18 protein-coding genes and 1 pseudogene are annotated in these 19019 nt (G+C 41.3%); 8 read left to right on the forward strand and 11 right to left on the reverse strand.

All coding sequences use genetic code 11. From position 1 onward, the window contains the following. Positions 1-5: 5 nt before the first annotated feature. Positions 6-1484: a type VI secretion system contractile sheath large subunit gene (gene tssC / locus JG725_RS18200; RefSeq protein ID WP_172291688.1), complete on the reverse strand. Its 1479-nt coding sequence runs from the start codon at positions 1482-1484 to the stop codon at positions 6-8. A 32-nt stretch (positions 1485-1516) separates the two neighbouring features. Beyond that, entirely contained in the window at positions 1517-2020 is a 504-nt protein-coding gene (tssB, locus tag JG725_RS18205) for a type VI secretion system contractile sheath small subunit (RefSeq protein ID WP_172291687.1), read from the reverse strand. 1003 nt (positions 2021-3023) lie between these two features. Here tssB and JG725_RS18210 point away from each other — a divergent pair. Together JG725_RS18210 and JG725_RS18215 are read left to right on the forward strand one after the other, a co-directional pair. Beyond that, positions 3024-3749, forward strand: a pseudogene (locus JG725_RS18210) (PTS transporter subunit IIC); the annotation flags it as partial. 136 nt (positions 3750-3885) lie between these two features. Then, positions 3886-4458, forward strand: coding sequence for a DUF1349 domain-containing protein (locus JG725_RS18215; protein WP_199379266.1), 573 nt, complete (start codon positions 3886-3888; stop codon positions 4456-4458). 251 nt (positions 4459-4709) lie between these two features. Here JG725_RS18215 and JG725_RS18220 read toward each other — a convergent pair whose 3' ends face one another. Then, entirely contained in the window at positions 4710-5114 is a 405-nt protein-coding gene (locus JG725_RS18220) for a type II toxin-antitoxin system YafO family toxin (RefSeq protein WP_233356490.1), read from the reverse strand. Next, entirely contained in the window at positions 5111-5404 is a 294-nt protein-coding gene (yafN, locus tag JG725_RS18225) for a type I toxin-antitoxin system antitoxin YafN (protein ID WP_009111694.1), read from the reverse strand. Before yafN ends, JG725_RS18220 begins: the two co-directional genes overlap by 4 nt. A gap of 303 nt (positions 5405-5707) precedes the next feature. Between yafN and JG725_RS18230 the strand changes: the two genes are divergently transcribed. Then, positions 5708-7360: an ATP-dependent endonuclease gene (locus JG725_RS18230; RefSeq protein WP_199379268.1), complete on the forward strand. Its 1653-nt coding sequence runs from the start codon at positions 5708-5710 to the stop codon at positions 7358-7360. Then, the gene (locus JG725_RS18235; protein ID WP_199379270.1) at positions 7357-8475 is read left to right on the forward strand and encodes a UvrD-helicase domain-containing protein; all 1119 of its coding nucleotides are present in this window, start codon (positions 7357-7359) and stop codon (positions 8473-8475) included. The genes JG725_RS18230 and JG725_RS18235 overlap by 4 nt, the downstream gene beginning before the upstream one ends. A 121-nt stretch (positions 8476-8596) precedes the next feature. Here JG725_RS18235 and JG725_RS18240 read toward each other — a convergent pair whose 3' ends face one another. Further along, the gene (locus JG725_RS18240) at positions 8597-9157 is read right to left on the reverse strand and encodes a type 4 pilus major pilin (protein WP_199379272.1); all 561 of its coding nucleotides are present in this window, start codon (positions 9155-9157) and stop codon (positions 8597-8599) included. Between the two features lie 151 nt (positions 9158-9308). After that, entirely contained in the window at positions 9309-10883 is a 1575-nt protein-coding gene (locus tag JG725_RS18245; RefSeq protein WP_233356491.1) for a shufflon system plasmid conjugative transfer pilus tip adhesin PilV, read from the reverse strand. A gap of 206 nt (positions 10884-11089) precedes the next feature. Here JG725_RS18245 and JG725_RS18250 point away from each other — a divergent pair, with 206 nt between their 5' ends. Further along, on the forward strand, positions 11090-11539 hold the full coding sequence (locus tag JG725_RS18250) for an acetyltransferase (protein ID WP_199379274.1): 450 nt from the start codon (positions 11090-11092) through the stop codon (positions 11537-11539). 88 nt (positions 11540-11627) lie between these two features. Here JG725_RS18250 and JG725_RS18255 read toward each other — a convergent pair whose 3' ends face one another. Both JG725_RS18255 and JG725_RS18260 read right to left on the reverse strand, forming a co-directional pair. After that, positions 11628-11912: a conjugal transfer protein TraD gene (locus JG725_RS18255; protein WP_199379276.1), complete on the reverse strand. Its 285-nt coding sequence runs from the start codon at positions 11910-11912 to the stop codon at positions 11628-11630. After that, a complete protein-coding gene (locus tag JG725_RS18260; protein WP_199379278.1) occupies positions 11909-12166 on the reverse strand; it encodes a hypothetical protein in 258 nt (85 codons plus the stop codon). Before JG725_RS18260 ends, JG725_RS18255 begins: the two co-directional genes overlap by 4 nt. Positions 12167-12858: 692 nt before the next feature. Between JG725_RS18260 and mobQ the strand changes: the two genes are divergently transcribed. Continuing rightward, positions 12859-14256, forward strand: a complete 1398-nt coding sequence (gene mobQ, locus JG725_RS18265) for a MobQ family relaxase (RefSeq protein ID WP_199379280.1) — start codon at positions 12859-12861, stop codon at positions 14254-14256. A 155-nt stretch (positions 14257-14411) separates the two neighbouring features. Here mobQ and JG725_RS18270 read toward each other — a convergent pair whose 3' ends face one another. The 3 genes from JG725_RS18270 to JG725_RS18280 all read right to left on the reverse strand — a co-directional run bounded on the left by JG725_RS18270 (position 14412) and on the right by JG725_RS18280 (position 16423). Then, complete coding sequence (locus JG725_RS18270; RefSeq protein ID WP_199379281.1) at positions 14412-15029, reverse strand: hypothetical protein; 618 nt, start codon at positions 15027-15029, stop codon at positions 14412-14414. Between the two features lie 163 nt (positions 15030-15192). Further along, positions 15193-15852: a hypothetical protein gene (locus tag JG725_RS18275; RefSeq protein ID WP_199379283.1), complete on the reverse strand. Its 660-nt coding sequence runs from the start codon at positions 15850-15852 to the stop codon at positions 15193-15195. Between the two features lie 16 nt (positions 15853-15868). After that, a complete protein-coding gene (locus JG725_RS18280) occupies positions 15869-16423 on the reverse strand; it encodes a lipoprotein (RefSeq protein ID WP_199379285.1) in 555 nt (184 codons plus the stop codon). A gap of 632 nt (positions 16424-17055) precedes the next feature. Here JG725_RS18280 and JG725_RS18285 point away from each other — a divergent pair. After that, complete coding sequence (locus JG725_RS18285) at positions 17056-17433, forward strand: hypothetical protein (RefSeq protein WP_199379287.1); 378 nt, start codon at positions 17056-17058, stop codon at positions 17431-17433. A 445-nt stretch (positions 17434-17878) separates the two neighbouring features. After that, positions 17879-18964, forward strand: a complete 1086-nt coding sequence (locus tag JG725_RS18290) for a DUF4297 domain-containing protein (protein WP_199379288.1) — start codon at positions 17879-17881, stop codon at positions 18962-18964. Positions 18965-19019 lie beyond the last annotated feature (55 nt).

The following is a 19019-nucleotide window of genomic DNA, read 5'->3' on the forward strand; positions in this document are numbered from 1 at the left end:
CAGTCTTATTCCTTATCTAAACGCCCTACCAGAGACAGCTCAAAGTTGGCCCCCATGTACTTAAAGTGCGGGCGAACCGACATGGTGACTTGATACCAGCCCGGCTCACCTTCCACATCAAGCACGTTGATCTGGGCTGCGCGCAGTGGACGACGACTACGAACGTCCGCCGGCGGATTTTCCTGATCGGCGATGTACTGTTTAATCCAGCCATTAAGCTCACGCTCAAGATCCTGACGCTCTTTCCACGCACCAATCTGTTCGCGCTGCAACACTTTGATGTAGTGGGCCAAGCGGTTGATAATGAACATATACGGCAGCTGAGTACCCAACTTGTAGTTGGTTTCCGCCTCTTTACCCTCTTTGGTATTCGGGAACACTTTGGGTTTTTGTACCGAGTTGGCGGAGAAAAATGCGGCATTATCGCTGTCTTTACGCATCGTCAGCGTAATGAAGCCCTCTTCGGCCATCTCGTATTCGCGGCGATCGGTAATCAGCACTTCGGTGGGAATTTTGGCCTGAAGCTGCCCCATTGCCTCATAAACATGCACCGGCAGGTCGGTGATCGCACCGCCGCTCTGCGGGCCGATGATGTTCGGGCACCAGCGATATTTGGCAAAACTGTCCGTCAAGGCGGTTCCCATCAGGTAAGCGGTATTGCCCCACAGATAGTGATCGTGGTTGGAGCTGATGTCTTCTTTGTAATTAAAACCCTTGATGGGGTTTTCAATCGGATCATAAGGCAGGCGCGCTAAAAAGCGCGGCGCGGTCAGCCCCAGATAACGAGCATCTTCAGATTCGCGCAGCGAGCGCCATTTGGTGTAGGCCGGGCCTTCAAACACCGATTTCAGATCTTTAATGGAAGGCAGGTCGGTAAAGCTGTCCACGCCAAAGAATGTCGGCGCGACGGAAGAGATAAACGGCGCATGGGCCATCGCGCCTACCGCGCTGACATACTGCATCAGCTTGATGTCCGGCGAACTTTGGGTCATCGCATAGTCGCCGATCACCCCGCCGATGGGCTGACCGCCAAACTGTCCGTAACCGCTGGAGTAAACGTGTTTGTAGAAACCGGACTGGGTGATTTCAGGCGCAAACTCGAAATCTTCCAGCAGTTCTTCTTTGGTGGCGTGCAACACCAACAGCTTGATGTTTTCACGAAAATCGGTGCGATCCACCATCAGTTTCAGAGAACGCCAGGAAGATTCCAGTTCCTGAAGTTCTTTCGCATGCAGAATAACGTCGATCTGTTTACTCAGTTTCTTGTCCAGTTCGACGATCATGCTGTCTACCAGCGCTTTATTCACTGGCTCTGCCGCGTTGCCGCTATCAAGAATGTTGGCAACCAGTGCGGCGATCCCCTGTTTGGCGACGCTATATCCTTCGTCCACCGGGGTAATGCGCGCCTGCGCCATAATTTCGTCAAGCAATGAACCAGAGGCACTGGCCGCCCCGCTCTGCGCCTGTTCTTCAACTATTGACATATTTGTTTCCCTATCTCGTCAGTAACCATCAATTATTCGGCGGGTTTTACCAGATCCAGCTCTTTGAGCAGCTGCTCTCTGGCCTCTTCGCTGGACAACAGATCCTGCAAACGATTACGGAAAGAAGGAATATTGCCAAGAGGACCTTTTAGCGCCACCAGCGCCTCGCGCAATTCCAATAACTTACGTAATTCAGGTACTTGTTGAGCAATACGATCGGGGGAGAAATCATTCAGAGAATCAATATTCAGTTTCACGGGCAAATCGTCCTGACTGTCTTCTTCAAGACGATTAGGCACGCTGAAATTCAGTTCCAGATTGGCTTCTTTCATCACTGAGGTAAAATTGTTCTTATCGATCGATACCGTCTGGCGCTCTTCGATAGGCGTTTCCTCTGTGCGTCCCTTCATATTTCCCACCACCATCAGCGTCAACGGCAGTTCTATTTCCGCCTGCTGACCACCGGTAGCCGGGACATATTTGATATTAATACGTTCTTTTGGTGCGACAGATGCACCATCAGTTCCTTTTGCCATATGTCTATACCAACGTAAGGGCGCTCTGGCCCGGATGAATAAAGTCGATTCCTATCGAAACCCTACCAAAATCCATAAATGGCAGACCATTCGACGAACAAATAGGTTATTTGTTTTTCGACCAGCGAGAGATAAAGAAATAACATCCGCATTTTTATGCGAACTCACTAAAGCTATTATTAAATCGGATGAAACATAGCCTGAATCGAACAAAAAAACATCATTCGATAAAGTATTTAATACAGCTATGTTTTGTCGTTGGATCATACACACAACGCTAATAAATGGTCAACGACTATATAGCCAAGTAAACACCCACAACAAAAAGACAGTAAAAACAAAATATTACAACCAGTTTTCGTAAAAAAAACAGGTAAAGCGTCTATGTTACCGTTATGACGCCTTCAATTTTAATTAAACAAAAAACGCTATATTTCGCGCGTTTTAATTTCATTAAAAAATAAATAATTAACATGCTAATAAATTTTAAATTGGATATCCCAAATTGAATTTTATTTTGTGTGATTTTTTTATCTATTTTTTTGAGTTTTGTCAGAGTTAATAACTGAAAAAATCAACTCAATAGAAAATATTGACATTGAAGATTACAATAATTATCACACCCTTGGTAAAATTATTAGATTTTTATATCAATAATTTATTTTAAATAATGATAATTAACTGAATCCAGCGTCTTGTAAACCAAAAGTGAATTTACAGCTTAACAAATGATAAAAATCATCCAACCCTTTATACAAAATAGGCTCAATATCGGTAACATCTCCGGTAACCAAACCACCATAGAAATCCCATGCAAAATTTCCCAAAAGCGTGGGTCACTTCACACAATAACGGTATAGTAACTGGGGAACGATAAACTGTAGGTTTATGAGTCAACGCAGGACGGGATTCTGCTTTGTCGATAAATTAACCTACAATAACCTCACTACGAAAATCTCCTAACCAGCCGGCATACTGTCGCACGACCGCTATGCTATCTTTTTACCTGATTATGGGTTCGGTGGTATACGCCGGAACCGGAAACTACTGGCTCTCCGTCGTAATCACTTTCGGTATATTTGTCTTAACCTTACTGGCGGCGGATTTAACCGCACCCTATTTACAAAAAAATTATAATCTCAAAGGGATTTCATTCCCCCATCTTACCTGTATAGCCTACGTGCCGTTTGGTATTGTCTGTAATTATATTATTGATAAGCTCCCACTGATCAATAAAATCAATTTTGCCCCGGAAAGTATTAATAAAAAGTTCGGCGTATTTGATGAACCGCTGATGCTGGGTTTTGTGCTGGGGCTGGGGCTGGGGCTGGCGTTCCTTGCCGGATACGACGCTTCGGCGGCGGTTTCGCTGGCGATTAAGGTCTCCGCCGCCATGCTGCTGCCGAAAATGATCGAGATACTGATGCAGGGGCCGTTAATTCCGATGGCGGTGGTTCTGTCCATTATTCTACCGGGCAATCGCGTTCTGCCATTTGTCGATCTGGCCTCATTAATGTTTCTGCTGGCCATGGTAACGCCGTTCTGTAAGCGAAATATGTTCCGCATGTTCATTAGCGGTACGCTGATCGTGACCTGCATCTTATACATCGGGACGGACATTTTGCAGGAGTATACCCAGGCGGCGGTAAACTCCAACATTCCAGTACCGGAAGGGATGTCTGAAATTACCAATATGGTCGGAGGGGCCACCACACCAGTCGGATGCCTGCCGTCTTCAGTGCGCAACCGTTATCCGCTTTCCATGATCATCTATACTACTTCTGTGCGGTTTGAAATTTACGTTAATGATCTGGCCCAACTGACAGGCTGTAAGCGAATGCCTGTTTCCGTCCCCGGGAGAGACAATGCTCAACTCCTTTTACTGGATTAATGAACCTCAACAATGGCGGCTTGAGAACAGCACGCTAGCTGTTGTCACTGATGATAAAACCGATTTCTGGCAAAAAACCTGGTACGGGTTTAAACGTTTCTCAGGTCATATCTTCGCCACTGACGTAACCGGCGATTTCACTTTTCAGGTGAAAGTTTGCGCGGACTTCCACAAACTATATGACCAGGCAGGGATCATGCTTATGTCGGATGACCAGCACTGGCTTAAAGCAGGTATCGAGTTTAACGATGGCACGCCCGCCATCGGCAGCGTACTGACGCTGGAAAATTCAGACTGGGCAACCGGCATCTTTACAGGCAACCCACGGGAGTTCTGGCTTCGCCTGACCCGCAAAGGCGACAGCCTGAGATTACAGTACTCGACGAATAGTCAACACTGGCCACTGCTGCGCTTATGCTATTTTCCACGCGGCGTCGCAAAGATAGGGGTGATGTGCTGTACGCCTGAACGTCACGGGTTGTCAGTGGATTTTCGTGATATCACGCTGACCCCGCCGATGGATAAAGAGCTGCATGACCTGAGTTAAACGTCAGAGACTGCGCGGTTCGATACGTATGGAAAGCGTCTCGACCACCTGATTGGGTGTTAATACTGATACGCCGGAGGAGATATGTTTTCTTATTTCATGCGCCAGCTTTTGGTTCGATAATAGGAACCACACCTGACGAATATCACATTGATAGTATTAATTAATATTCTGTTTCAACAACCTACATGCCCCCAATGATGCCCCCATATGTTTTTCTGCCCCGAATGACTGGGTGTTTTTTGACCAGATTAATGCTTCATCCTGAACGCTTCGGCTATCATCCCGATCTTGTGCATATGGTTATTGTTGCGTGCCATTTTATGGGCTTCGGGTTTCAGGATGATAATCAACAGATAGGCATCGGGATCCATCGCACCTTGGCAGTATACCAAATGCGCCTGATCGCTGGTTCGTTTGAACTGACGTAAAAACTTAGGGAAAGGGGCATCTGCATCGGCAAGATGAATGTGAGCCACCTGCTCCTCTTTTACTAAGGGATAGGTGCGGTCATCATCATAGGGTGCATCACGACCAAAGGTATCTGGCAACACGCCATCCTTTTTATAGGACAGAAAATCCGCCGCCAAAGCGTCAAGCTCTTGCTGGCTTAATTGCTGGCGAATCAGTGCTGACTTGAAAATCCTGATGCTCATTCCGTGAACTCGGTCAGATCCTTGTCAGAGGCGTTTTGCAGCAGTTTCTGCCCGCTATCCGCAATATCACTTAAACGTTCAGCCGTTGGCCTGAATCGCGCAGCGGTGTGAACCCTGCCCTGCTTTTCTTCCAACAGATCGATCAGCTCTTCAAACACCTTTGCACTGACCATGTAGCCAGCGGGACGGTTGTTGGAGAGAACGGCAACCGGTTCATCAATAAAATATTTCGCCGGGTTTTTTCTTAACTCGGTGATATTGATAGATTTTTCTGCAAGAATGCGTTCCATATCTCACCTGAAAGCGTGTTTTATTACATACATTATAATGCACATCAAAGCGTACATCAATTTTTTGTTTATAAAATGTACGGGTCCGTGCTCCAGTTAGCGTTTTACCGATTTAAGCCCACTGCGTTATGACGGTCGGCGAGTCCAATAGCGGGCATTACAAGTACCACGGTGTGTTAATCAATCGAGCAGGCCAACTTGACTAAAATCATGCTTTCTATACGAGGACTTTCAGTTTGTTTATCCGTCGATTGCAATAAAGAATTCGGCATTATATAAAAGTAAAAAAATTAGGAGGTTAAGATGATCATTACCAAGCTCATAATTCAGGGATTGAAAGGTTTCAAAGATAGATTCTGTATTGATTTCAATGATAGCGTGAACATTATAGTCGGCGATAATGAGGCTGGAAAAAGTTCGATACTTGAGGCTATAAACATGGGGCTTACTGGACTTTATGCTGGAAAGCCTGTAAAAAACAACATCACGCAATATCTCTTTAATGAAACTCTTGTCAAAGAATATATTGAAAGTCTTAAGACGCCCGCCAAATTAGCCCCACCGGAGTTAATTATTGAGATCCATTTCAAGGAAACCCCTGAGACATCATTCCTTATTGGTGACGGTAACCTTGCAAAAGTATCCGGGGCAGGTGTTTCATTCAAAATAAAATTCGATGATGATTATAAAGCAGCATATGAGACATTGATAGCAACTGATGATATCAAAACTCTTCCAATTGAATATTATAGTGTAGAATGGAAAGGCTTTAATAGGGAATCAGTTACATCAAGAAATATACCTTTAAAATCGGCATTTATAGATTCTACCTCAGGGCGAGGAAATAATGGTTCTGATGTATATATTAGTCGAATTATAAAGGATTTTCTCACGGAGGATGAGATTATTAGTGTATCTCAATCCCATCGAAAAATGAAAGAATCCTTTATCGAGGATCCTTCTATTTCGCTGATAAACAGAAAAATAATCACTGCAAGTAAAATCACCAATAAAAATGTCACCATATCTGTTGAACTATCATCCCAGAAAGCATGGGAAACTAGCTTAATTACTTGCTTAGATGATGTTCCTTTTAATTATATCGGAAAAGGGGAACAAAGTATTGTAAAAACAAACTTAGCTCTTTCACATAATAAAGCAAGGGAATCAAATGTTATTCTTATTGAAGAACCAGAAAATCATTTATCACATAGCAAACTGAATCATTTAATTAAGACCATTAAAGATAATTGCGGTAAAAAACAGATAATTATTACAACGCATAGTAGTTTCGTGGCAAACAAATTAGGCCTAAGCGATTTAATTTTTCTTTCAAATAAAAAAACAGTGAAGTTATCAGGTTTATCACCTACTACTAAAGATTTTTTTGAGAAAATTGCTGGCTATGATACTTTAAGGTTGATTTTATGTAAAAAAGCCATATTAGTTGAAGGAGACTCTGACGAATTGGTAGTGCAGAAGGCCTACATGGATACAAATGCTGGGAGACTTCCAATTGAGGATGAAATTGAGGTTATTTCAGTCGGTATATCATTTTTAAGATTTTTAGAAATCGCAGATATTCTTCAAAAGACAACCTGCGTTGTTACGGATAATGATGGTGATGTTACTGCAGTAATGAAAAAATATAGCAAATATTTGCCACCAAATATTAAGCCACATATTAAAATTTGTTATGACTCAACGGTTGATCTAGGTTCTTTGATTATAGGTTCAAAACCATATAATTATAACACATTGGAACCGAAGTTATTGAAAGTGAATGGATTAGCTAACCTAAATACCATGCTTGGTACTGATCATAAAACTGAAGATGACCTGAGACGGTATATGAAATCTAAAAAAACCGAATGCAGCTTATGTTTGTTTAACTTCAAGAATACAGCAGCGTTGAGCGTAAGCTATCCACAATATATTTTGGATGCAATCGCATGAACAAAATAATAATTGCATCAGCTGGAGCAGGGAAAACAACTTTCGTTGTGAATGACGCCATTGATAAGACGCAACAAGGAAATAATGTTTTAATAACTACATTTACGGACGCATGTAAAGAAGAAATCTGTAAAAAAATCATTAATTGCTGTGGTTGTATTCCTGAGAGAATACATATTATAACATGGTTTTCTTTCCTCATACGTCATTGTGTGAAACCTTATCAGGGGCACCTTTTTGATTACGACATAAAGGGTATGGTTCTTTGTACTGAAAAATCTGGTAAAAGATCTTTCTTAATCAAAGGAAGGCCTGTTTACTGGGGAGAAAATAAAAACTTTAAGGAACATTACTTCGACTCAAGCTACAGAGTTTACTCAGATAAATTAGCAAAACTCGCGGTCAGATGTAACGAAATTTCAAATGGCGAGGTTTTTAGGCGATTAGACAAATGTTTCAATTACATTTATGTCGATGAAGTGCAGGATCTTGCCGGTTATGATTTGGAAATTCTTGAAAGGCTATTTGACTCGCAACTGGATGTCATCCTTGTTGGTGATCCAAGACAGGCTACCTATAGTACTGTTAATACTGAAAAAAACAAGAAATACAAAAGGGCAGAGATTGTAAATTTTTTTATGAATGAGAAAATTGATATAGATGTCGATAATACAACTCTTGTTGAGAACCATCGGTGTTTTCACGAGATAAATAAGTTTGCAAATAAATTATATCCAAATGTCGTTGCTGCAGTTTCTAATAAGTTTAATGAAAGTGGGCATGATGGTGTTTATTTATTACCTAAGCATCTCCTAACAGGCTATCTCGAAAAATTTTCGCCGATTCAATTACGATGGAATTCTAAGCGCTCCGTTGATGAACGTTATCCAGTTTATACGTTTGGTAAGTCTAAAGGCCTTACGTTTGAAAGGGTTGTTATTTATCCTTCGGAGCCTATGCTCAGTTGGATTCTGAATTCAAGTTCGCCGCTAACAAACGATGCCAGAGCGAAGCTTTATGTTGGCCTAACAAGACCTACACGAAGTGTAGCTATTGTGTTTGAGGGCAATGAGCTGCCGAATATTGATGGTGTTAAACTCTATCTGAACACTTAGTCAGTGTTTAGAAGATATGATTTTTATTCCTAAGCTTTAGATCAGCAATAATGAACATTTTTTAATTATTTATCATCCACATTAATATTCTTTAGAACGTGAACGTTTACCACTATGGTATTTATAATGACGTAAGAACAAGTACGTTGCTGTTTCCACCATTACTGCAGGCTTCAGTCGTAGCCTCAACATCAAGATTACTTTCCACATCCTTTACAGTTGTTGTCCCAACTTGTGCCAGATAGAAATTACCCGCTACCGCTGAGATGATTTTTGTGCACTCAGCAGCAGGAACACCAGTATAAGTGATGGTAAATGCGCTTCCCGCAGTTCTCGATGGGCCAGAGGCAGCAGGAGCAAGCGTAACATACCCCTTCCACGTATTGACTATATTGGTCCCTGCTCCTGCAATTTTAATCATATTGGCAGGGAATGCCCCGGCTTTGTTTGCGGCACTATTGGTTAACCCCGCATAGGTAGCAGAAGCGGCATAGAGTGATTTTATCCCTGCTTGAATAGTTGCAATGTTTTTTGATTCAGCTTCTGCGCGTTGTGCCGCCTGAACCTTGGGATACACGATAAATGCACCAACAATTAAAGCAGCAATGGTGCCAAGCACAAGAAGCAGTTCTAACAAAGAGAACCCTTGCTGGGTTTTCTGGTTTACGTTATTTATTTTCATTGATTATCTCCATACTTGTTATTGATAAATACAGAGATAAGGCATTGAGAAAATTAATCAACACGCAAAGGATATTGTTGGTTATTTTCGTGATGAATGGATTACCTTAAAAAGCCATTCAGATACAACGAGGATATCACATTAAAAATATTTACACGCCCACACAAGAATAACTCACCTTCACAAGGTTATCGCTTGTAGCCGCAACTGAAAAGGTATAATCACTGCCCGATGGCGTCTCTACGGTGTGGAATAGCGTCACACTTGAACCTGATGCCCTGCCATGATCATATTCAAAGGCAGCGGTTTTATCAGATTCAACAAGTAGACCATTGGCATAAAGGTTGGCTGTCATTTGATAAACAGCATAGTAAACAACCCAATTGAAGTAAGCGTGAACCAGTATTTTACCAGAAGCGCCACTTCTGCAGGTAAAGGCCGAATTGTTGTTGATGCTCCCAGACGAAACAATCATGTTCCCTTCATTCCCCTTCCATTTGCCATCGATACACCATACTGGCGATCCATCGGTTGCCTTACTGATAAGCCCGTTAGGTGCGCATGTCTCCCCGGTAATGGCTATTGAAGTGGGTAGTATGTATCTACCCGCTATATTTCCTGATGCACTGATCCCACCTTCGGCTTTACCATCATTTGATGCTGATAGAGCAAGATCACCACGTAGCTTTTGACTTCCCCATACATCCAGCTTAACCGATGAGTTGTTATCGCCGTTAATGGAGAGATAGCCATCACCCGCGCCACCAGATACGTTAACCAGCACCGCATTCTGATTGCTGGAGCCACCGCCGCCAATTTGCAGACGGCTGCTATTGGTTTTAGCCGCTACATAGCTATCCGAATCAACGCCATTCTTAACGGTAAGGTAGCTGTTCATTGATACGTTTTTGCCAAAAGTAGAGAAGCCCGTCACCGTGAAATCTTCTGAAACACTGACATTCTTGGCAAAGCGCCCATAGGAACCATTGAATGAAACTGCGTTGACATCACCTGACGCGGTAATATCTTTGGCGTTGTTGATGCTTTGGCCTCCCATGTTGAGATCGCCCGTCATTGGCAATGTGCCATCACGACGCAGGTAAACTGAATACATAGAACTGTCATACCCTACTCGGTAGGCCAACAGCCCCACAGCATTGATCGCGGCGTAGTTGCTTTGGTTCTCCGTCCATTGACCGGCAGTGCCAGATGCAACAGAAGCTGATTGCGTCATACCGCTATCGATACCCGCTGCTTGCATGGCTTTACCTAACAAGTCATAACGCACACGGCTTCCTTCGGTCCAAGGCAAGGTTGTGATGACTAACCCATTGATGACATAATTAGGCGCAATGCCAGCGCGTTTTAACAAAATCTTATAAGAGGACTTCTGCACGTTGATGCCGGTATAAGTAGCAGGCAGCAAACCTTCATTAACCAACGTTTGGTAAGTGATTTCACATCCATTAGCCGAACAGGTTCTTGGCCCCGGATCACTGCTCTGGCTGCTACTCGATGAGAGGGTTGAAAGTTTGTCAAAGCGAATACTGATATAGCGGTTAGTCGCCTCACCTATCTGCTTTATTTGTGATCCTACGGTATTCGCCGTAATGGTTTCCTGATCGTTCTTCATGTCCTGAAACTTTATGAATGCCATTGCTGTGCCAATACCTAAAACCAATGTTATTTCCAATAAGGAAAAACCTTTTTTATTTGTTATTTTCATTTCCATAGTCCTTTTTTATTTTCACGTAATTATTAATTAGCAAAAATAAAAAAGTGGTCAAGAGCTTGGTAAACTTTAAAAAACAATCAACAACATTTATGAACAGAGTTATAATGACCCAACAAAAGATTATTCATTGACATCGCTGTTGTGATATAACCTATCATCGAACACAATAAACAATAATCCAAATGGAATATTAAGCTATGATTGATTTTCGTACCTCTACCCCGAAAGATATTCCACATATAATGAAAATATGGAATAAAGCCATTGATGCTACGCATCATTTTTTAGCATTGGAAGATCGCTTGGCTATAGAGAAGGAACTCCTAACCTTTTTCCCGACAGTAGAACTCACACTTGCCTGCGGTTCTTCAGGGAGCATTATTGGCTTCATGTATTTGCATAACAGGCATATGGAAGCGCTCTTTGTAGATCCAGATTACCACGGACAAGGGGTAGGAAAAGCAATGATTCAGGTAGCTCTAGCCCAATACCCACAATTGACTACAGATGTAAACGAACAAAATCAGCAGGCAGTAGGCTTCTATACGCGCATTGGTTTTGACCAGATTGGACACTCCAAATTTGACAGTCAGGGCCGTCCTTATCCATTGCTTCATCTCAGGTATCGAAAGGATACCGAAAATTGACTACCGCGCCCTCTGGGGCTTGCTCAACAGTTCACCGACCTAAAAGCGAGTTTTAGGCCGGTTCACCGTTCGGACGTGAAAAACATGATTAGGACTTGGATTTATTTAAAACATTTTCGATATAGACTTGGCCCTGTGCTTTATACCTTTCAATATCACTTTCATGAAGATTCGGGATATCAAGCAGAATCCCAAAGACCAGTTCCTTATCTACATAACCAATATCACATCCTAAGACTTTGGCAACCTCTGCACCGAAAATAATTTTCTGACGGGTATTTTCTTTTTTCGTTTGTTGTTTCTTTTTAGCTTCCAAGAAGTATAGGCGTTCCTGTGCTGAAGCAATTTGCTGTTTGATTGTTTTTGTTGTCATTGTTTATCTCCCAAATGTTTTCTCTTGTTGGCATAAGGGATGTCAGCATAATCATAACCATTACCAATTTGTTTCTTGACTGATTTTATTTTCATCTTGAACTGTTGCTTTATCTGGCGCTGCTTTGCTTGTTCCCTAATATTTATTACTATCTTTTCTGCTTCTAAATAGGCTTGTTCTGTATCGGTATAGATACCATCATCAAGAAGTCGCTTGGCTTCCCAATCAATGGCTTCATCATTATTTTTATACATTAAACCTCCTTATGTTTGTTATAGGTTATCCTTTACCATATTTTGGATAATTATCAATACAAGCAACTCATTTTATTTTATAAAATACCAACTCATAAGACTGATATTAATACCCCACATTACAGCATTAATGCTCATTGAAATTAATGCTATTTCATAGCAACACTATGCGATAGTAATCACTAACTATTTTGTCTAATACTCACCACGTTACTTAATTTTTCTCGTTAATGATTTTCATTTCACCTGTTAAATTTTCATTCTGATTTATATGACTAACCTGTTAATCGTGCAACAACGAAAACTACAGATAAAAGCTACTATTTTCTTGTTTTAGTATTTTCCCGCCTTACGGCGGGATAAATTAACACTATTCTTGTCCTTCGGACGCCATCTAAAACCCATCTGTGTAATATCGCGTAATACTTCGCCCTTTCATCCAGATAGCGCCGTTTAATTCGGCGTTTTGTTCTGTTCTGGTTTTACAGACATTCATATATTTCGTATTAATTAAGTAAGCGTTTTTTACATTGTTAGAAAAAACAATGCCCACTTATACACTCACTTCGTGAGCGTGTGGGGTCTACCGACGGTTGCCTGCCGCAGGCTAAAAACAAAACCGAGGTCAACACATTGAGTTGTTCTTGCGAAAAACTAACAGCAGCATAGTTATATTTGAGGTTATTTATTATATGGCGATTTTTCATCTGGAGTTTAAAATTGTGAAACGTTCTGAAGGTATGTCTTCCTGTAGGAAAGCTGCCTACCATGCGCGTTGCAGAATAACAGATGATCGTACAGGTAATACATATGATTTCAGCCACAGAACAGATTTATTCCATCATCAGATATTAGCCCCTGTTTCAGCACCTGCTCATATTGTTGAAAGCTCAACAGCACTATGGAATGAAGTTGAGAGAGTTGAGCGTCAGAAAGATGGTCAAACAGCCCGTTATTTTGATGTAGCTATTCCCTGTGAACTGAGCAATCAAGACAAGATAAAACTGGTTGTTGAATACTGCCAAAAAATTTTCGTTGATAAGGGCATGATTGCTGATATCGCTTTTCATGATCTTGACAGTAATAATCCTCATGCGCATGTGATGTTGACATTAAAACCGATCACCGCTGATGGCTTCGGCAAAAAAGAAAGAAGCTGGAATGACAAGAAAAACGTAATCCTTTGGCGTGAATCATGGTCTGTGATTGCCAATCACTATCTTGCCACTGCTGGCAGTAATGAGCGTATTGATCACCGTTCTATTGATGCTCAACACAGTGAAGCACTCGAAAACGCCACTATTACCTTAGATGTAGAAGAAAAAGCGTTATGGCTTGCCAAGGCAACACTGACCAGCCGTTCACCAATGCAGCGTGTTCATCGTGCCAAGTGGAACAGTAAGCACGTTCAGGAGAATCGTGCTGCTGAACAGGCTGTTCGTGATGAGATGAAACAAGAAGCTCAGGCCACATACAACACCTTCAAAGATTTGGATCTGCAGATCGTTGTTGACCTTAGAAGTTTCACCGTGTCCGAACTGTCTGAGCCTGTTGAAATCGTATTACCGGAAACGGGTTCGCAGTCAGCATCATCAGATGACCAAAAGCCTGTTCTGGTTGCCCCTGCGCCTCATACACGTACCAAATTGAAAACCCTATCCTCTTCAACTGCCAGAGCGGTCAAACGCGCTCCTGTTAAAAGCATGAGGAAGCAGGCTAAACCTCGTCAGGACGGTATTTTTAAACGTTTCACTTTACTGGTAGTGGAATATATAAAGGAAAAATTTGTCTGGGCAAGAAAGAAACCGGCCCCGGTTTCTGTTGAAGCTGATCACGATAAACGTATTGCCGAAAACTATGTGTTTGATGAGGTTCAGGGTATCTATGTTCCACGCGTTGAGTATGAAAAACGAGCCAGATTTAACAGTGACAACTATAAACCAACCAAAGACGAGATCAGCCGTTTCCCAAGTCGTCCGGTTAAACCAGCGCAGCCTGATAGCAATCTTGACTACATACCAACACTAGCCGCTGATAGGAAACCGCAAATACGCAAACTGAGACCATATAATATCTATAAAGACAGGTAATAACTGTATTGGAAAAAATAAGTTGAACAACTATTAGTTTGTTAACTCACTGTAATATCAGTAAAGTCATATACTGGTATATCCCCATCATCAGAAGAAATTTATCTGAGATAAATTATATGCTGAGATAAAAAGCCAATAACAAACCAATTTATTTATGTGCTTTTATGGGTTTTGAAAACCTCTTGCTTCTTAACATTAGAATAATGTTTAAATAATTTATCATATTCAGAAAATATCTTTTTATTAAAAAAAAGCCTTTGTTTGCTCTCAATATTAGCAAGCCAATAATAGAGAACTACTCCCGATGTTGCTGCCAAAACCAGTGCGGTTGATTGCACCCAAACACTTGGATTACTTTCATACTTCATTGACATAAAAATCAGTATAACAAAAACAAAAAAATGCAAAAAACTGGATATTGAATCACGTATTTCTCTCATGTATCTATACCCCATCTTCTCCTTCTTTATTGAGATATAATAAGGGTGGTTTAATATTAACTTATCATTTAATTTCGAAAAATAGCCAATTGGCTTGTGATACTTAGCCATAATGTCCAAAAGTATTTCATGAAATTGAGTATCTTTAACTCCGGTAAGATAAGTGTTAATATCATTTTGTATTATTTTTAACTGCGGTGATGCATCAACATCCTCCTTACTGAATTTTGCAAAGTCAATAACCTCTTTGGTTCGGCTCTCTTTATTTTTAAAGATAACTGCAGCTAATGCAGCTGCAGCGCCAATTAATGCTATTGATGATAGTGCCAATTTCTATAATCTTCTTAGAATATCGATATAGGTGTTACTAATTTGCCACAGCTATTCAGAGTTGAAAAGCTTTTTCTATATCATTATTTAGCACGCTAATATTTATATTCCTATTACACGACACATCACCCCATACAATTTATTAACACATCCGCAAAGTTATTTACATACTGTCAGCTTTGTTTTTAGCAATCCTGTCTCTATAACGCTGTTGCTCAACAATGCTCAGATTGGGATCAGACAGAACACTCCACCCCTTAACAGCAATATCATAATCGATTTGTGATTGTATTTCGTACTCTTTGGTCGGTTTGAAATAATCGGAGTGCGGTGCAGATGACGGCGCAGAATAACCTGAATATGTTTTACTCCCAGCACAACCGAGATAAGCCAGCAGACAGGCAAACAAGAAAAAAAATGTCCATGCGGCGTTGTATCCATTAAGCGTATATCCACTACCGCTCCCAACTGAGAACACGCCGTGAAACCTAATGGCATAGGCAATCAGGAATGATGAAAGGATAACCGCACGGCTTTTACCTACAGTTAAATGCTTACGTATGAATTTTACCGTTGGCACCAGCATGACCAGAAACAGCGCGATAGCAGTAAACACCAGCCATACAGGAAACAGCCCGTATTTTTGCGTATTGTTTTGCGAGACCGTCACCAGCGATAGCACCAAAAAGGCGTTAAGTAGAAAAAGCCTCAATGCCATCGATAGCTTCACCTTCTTTGATATCTTATATAGAAACAGCACAGGTGCCAGTGATGGTATGTTCATCAGCAGACCGATGAAAAGCACCCCATAGATAGAGTTCATAGCGTTCTTCCTGTAATTACCGAGCTGCCCAGCCGTTATTGGTTTTCACCAGAACAATTTTGGCTTCTTCTGGTTCAGCCATCCCCTTGACGCCAGAGAACGCATTTTTATCAACCCAGCCCGGAACGCCATCCAGTTTCCATGTATAGGTCACTTGCGTGATTTTAGCGCCATTACCCTCGCTTGGTTCAGTCCAGCTTGTGACCTCAGCGACAACCCGATGACCAACGCAGGCACCGTCTTCCCGATCCCAAAACTCAACCTCTTGGCCTTTGTCGGTGACTTCCAGAACATCAACACTGCTAAAGCCGTTAGACTGCTGTGAAACAGTGAGCAATCCCTGTTCAACAAGCCCTTTCAGGATTTCATCGCTGGCATTGTATCCAGCAGAACGATAGCCATGATTAACCTTTACTGGAAAACCTTTGTTGAAATCGAAATCATTGTTCTGCAGTGAGTAGCACACCTTTGATTTTGAAATTTTCGCGTTGATAGCCTTTTCAAAGTCGCCTTTCTCACCACATCCCGCCAACAAAAGAGCTGCAGAAGCAGCTAGTAAAATCTTCTTCATCTTCCTATCCATCCTGATAATCAAAATGCTGTTATGTAGTGGTAGTCTGCTGCGCACCTGTAGTCGTTAAAGCTTGTTCTTACTGGCATAACGCAGCAAAACCACCTGATTAACCAATTGATAGGATTCAATTATTTTTGTGGGCCGTCATATCGTTTGTAACGATCAAAATCAAAATAATGATAGTTATTAGCTATCATTAAATATATATCGATCGATTAAATCAATTAAAACACCGATCGAAAAAACGTTATCCATCGATATAAGCTATCAATATCATTTTATCGATCTGAGTTACCGATCATTTTCTTGCTAGATGAATAGTTACTGGATAAAGTGAACAGAAGGCTCATTGGACCATTTATGCGCTGGTTTGTAGGGATAGAGCGTCAAACCCTATGACCAACAGCCAGCACTGTTCAATGGCCTTAGCGTAGGTTTTATTAATGCAACATCAGGGAAAACAACAGTGAAGGATGCCGCTAGCTGATTAGATAAAAAAACTCACAGGCTTTTAATAAGCGGCTTTCTTCACTATTGATTTACATAAGTCTTAATAGCCAGATGCGGCGCAACGCTGGCTCCGGCTTCTTCACGCCTATTTTTACGTTTACTGTTTATATGGAGTTGACATGAAAAAATTGTTTATCGCTGCGTTGGTGATCCTGCCTCTTACCGCTTGCACCACCTATGGCAACAAATCCCTTAAAGACGAATCCCAACAAACCGTAAAAACCAAAATCGTTAAAGGGAAAACGACCCAGCAAGATGTTATTAACGCATTCGGGGAACCACAAACGCGCGCTACCAATGACGGTCGGGAAATGTGGTCCTACTCCAGCATGTCAGGCGAAAGCCAGATCTCAAACTACATTCCCGGTCTGGCCCTGCTGAAGAACAGCAACACAGCTCACATGAACTCCCTTGAGATCTGGTTCAAAGGGAATGTTGTTGACCGATATAATTTCAGCCAGACGGCGAGTAAAGTCTCGCGTGGGTTGTTGGATTGATTGTTGATTGCCCACGTCTTAACATTATGCCAAGACCAAGTACATCAGCATAGAAGTGCTAAATAGCTGTTCCGAAAAGTAGGTTATTTGGTAACCATAGGTGATTATTTTTCTGCTCATCACTACCACTTTTGAGCCTTGATATAAAAGGGTTCAGGGACGTGATACTGACTATCCCTTGTGCCACAAAGCTTGTGTAGGGTGTAGCGGTATTAGGAACAGCTTTTAGGAGGCAGAAAAATCCCCTACGGTCAGTGCCCCTACGTGAGTTAGTCATTGGGTGCAACACGGTTGCACCTGCTGGGATTCGGTACGCTCACGCCTTGTACCTGCTTCCTAATTGGCGAAACCCACGATTTGATAGACTTTGGGTCCGTCCTAAATTAAATTGGTAGAAAAATCAGTAGTGATTCGGCTCATCTCCACTTGAAGGATGGACTTATCAATGGAAAGTAATATTTTAGGTCATGCTCAAAGAGAAACCTCAGGGGCAACCACATTCGGAAAATATGATTTCCAATATCATTGGGCTTTATGCAGAATAATTGAAAAGCATAAATCAAATTCTGACTATGCATTATTAATTGAATATCATGAGGATGTTGTTATAGCAGACTCAATGTATGGAAGTTTGGCAAAATTTGAATTTTTCCAAGTAAAGAATACTGGAAGTCCTTTCACTTCTGACGGCTTAACTAAACGGGAACAAGGCGCTAAGGGGCCTAAGAGTTCCATTTTAGGTAAGCTATTAAGTTCGTGCATAGGCACTGATTATGAAACACGCATTACGGAAATAGGTCTTGTATCTTCAAGTGGTTTCTCATTTGACCAAAAAGATAATAAGTTAAAGCTAGACATCATAACTTCTGGAGACCTTAGCGTAGATTGTCTATCGGGATTAACCGAGAAATTAAAAGCTGAACTTGGAATAGATGTCCTGCCAGAAAACCTAAAGTTCATCGTCCCAAAGATAAAGCTAGAGAATCAAGAAGAATTTGTCATTGGCAGATTTGCTGAATTAGTAAATGAAATATTTCCAAATAGTCATTGTAATGCTGTCAATATTTATAGAGCAATCATCGATGAAATTCATCGCAAGGGACAGAATACTTACGACTTTACTGTCTGGGAGAAAATGGTAGAAGATAAGTCGCTCACTTCTCATAAGGTAAAGGATGTCATAGCCGTAAACACAACAAGCCCAAAATTTGAAGACTTCGAGAAAGACTTTGAGTATTTAGCTAGAAATGATATGAAATGGAACACCTTAACTTATAGAAAAATCAATAAAAAAATAAAACAACTTTTCTTACGTCGAATCGGGCACATTTCAGCTCTTGATATCAATATAATGAGAATAGCTCAGCAGGCACTCAGTAGCGTTCCAGAGGAAGACTTTACAGAAACCAGTGATTATATTGAGTCAGTTATTGTGAAAGCTAAAGAGCTTAACATTGATAGTAAAATACCAGAACATGACGATATACTTTGCGAAATAGTTTATTGTTTTTTAAAGGTGATGCATGAATAATATAAGAAGCGAAAAAGATCACTATAAATTATTAATTCGAAACTTAAGGAACAAG

Origin of the sequence: Brenneria sp. L3-3C-1, assembly GCF_016456245.1 — a bacterium.
Taxonomy (GTDB): domain Bacteria; phylum Pseudomonadota; class Gammaproteobacteria; order Enterobacterales; family Enterobacteriaceae; genus Brenneria.

Bases quoted from the DNA above. Each gene is read 5' to 3' on its own strand.
- tssC (WP_172291688.1), bottom strand. From the start codon at position 1,484: ATGTCAATAGTTGAAGAACAGGCGCAGAGCGGGGCGGCCAGTGCCTCT.
- tssB (WP_172291687.1), bottom strand. From the start codon at position 2,020: ATGGCAAAAGGAACTGATGGTGCATCTGTCGCACCAAAAGAACGTATT.
- JG725_RS18215 (WP_199379266.1), top strand. From the start codon at position 3,886: ATGCTCAACTCCTTTTACTGGATTAATGAACCTCAACAATGGCGGCTT.
- JG725_RS18220 (WP_233356490.1), bottom strand. From the start codon at position 5,114: ATGAGCATCAGGATTTTCAAGTCAGCACTGATTCGCCAGCAATTAAGC.
- yafN (WP_009111694.1), bottom strand. From the start codon at position 5,404: ATGGAACGCATTCTTGCAGAAAAATCTATCAATATCACCGAGTTAAGA.
- JG725_RS18230 (WP_199379268.1), top strand. From the start codon at position 5,708: ATGATCATTACCAAGCTCATAATTCAGGGATTGAAAGGTTTCAAAGAT.
- JG725_RS18235 (WP_199379270.1), top strand. From the start codon at position 7,357: ATGAACAAAATAATAATTGCATCAGCTGGAGCAGGGAAAACAACTTTC.
- JG725_RS18240 (WP_199379272.1), bottom strand. From the start codon at position 9,157: ATGAAAATAAATAACGTAAACCAGAAAACCCAGCAAGGGTTCTCTTTG.
- JG725_RS18245 (WP_233356491.1), bottom strand. From the start codon at position 10,883: ATGAAAATAACAAATAAAAAAGGTTTTTCCTTATTGGAAATAACATTG.
- JG725_RS18250 (WP_199379274.1), top strand. From the start codon at position 11,090: ATGATTGATTTTCGTACCTCTACCCCGAAAGATATTCCACATATAATG.
- JG725_RS18255 (WP_199379276.1), bottom strand. From the start codon at position 11,912: ATGACAACAAAAACAATCAAACAGCAAATTGCTTCAGCACAGGAACGC.
- JG725_RS18260 (WP_199379278.1), bottom strand. From the start codon at position 12,166: ATGTATAAAAATAATGATGAAGCCATTGATTGGGAAGCCAAGCGACTT.
- mobQ (WP_199379280.1), top strand. From the start codon at position 12,859: ATGGCGATTTTTCATCTGGAGTTTAAAATTGTGAAACGTTCTGAAGGT.
- JG725_RS18275 (WP_199379283.1), bottom strand. From the start codon at position 15,852: ATGAACTCTATCTATGGGGTGCTTTTCATCGGTCTGCTGATGAACATA.
- JG725_RS18280 (WP_199379285.1), bottom strand. From the start codon at position 16,423: ATGAAGAAGATTTTACTAGCTGCTTCTGCAGCTCTTTTGTTGGCGGGA.
- JG725_RS18285 (WP_199379287.1), top strand. From the start codon at position 17,056: ATGAAAAAATTGTTTATCGCTGCGTTGGTGATCCTGCCTCTTACCGCT.
- JG725_RS18290 (WP_199379288.1), top strand. From the start codon at position 17,879: ATGGAAAGTAATATTTTAGGTCATGCTCAAAGAGAAACCTCAGGGGCA.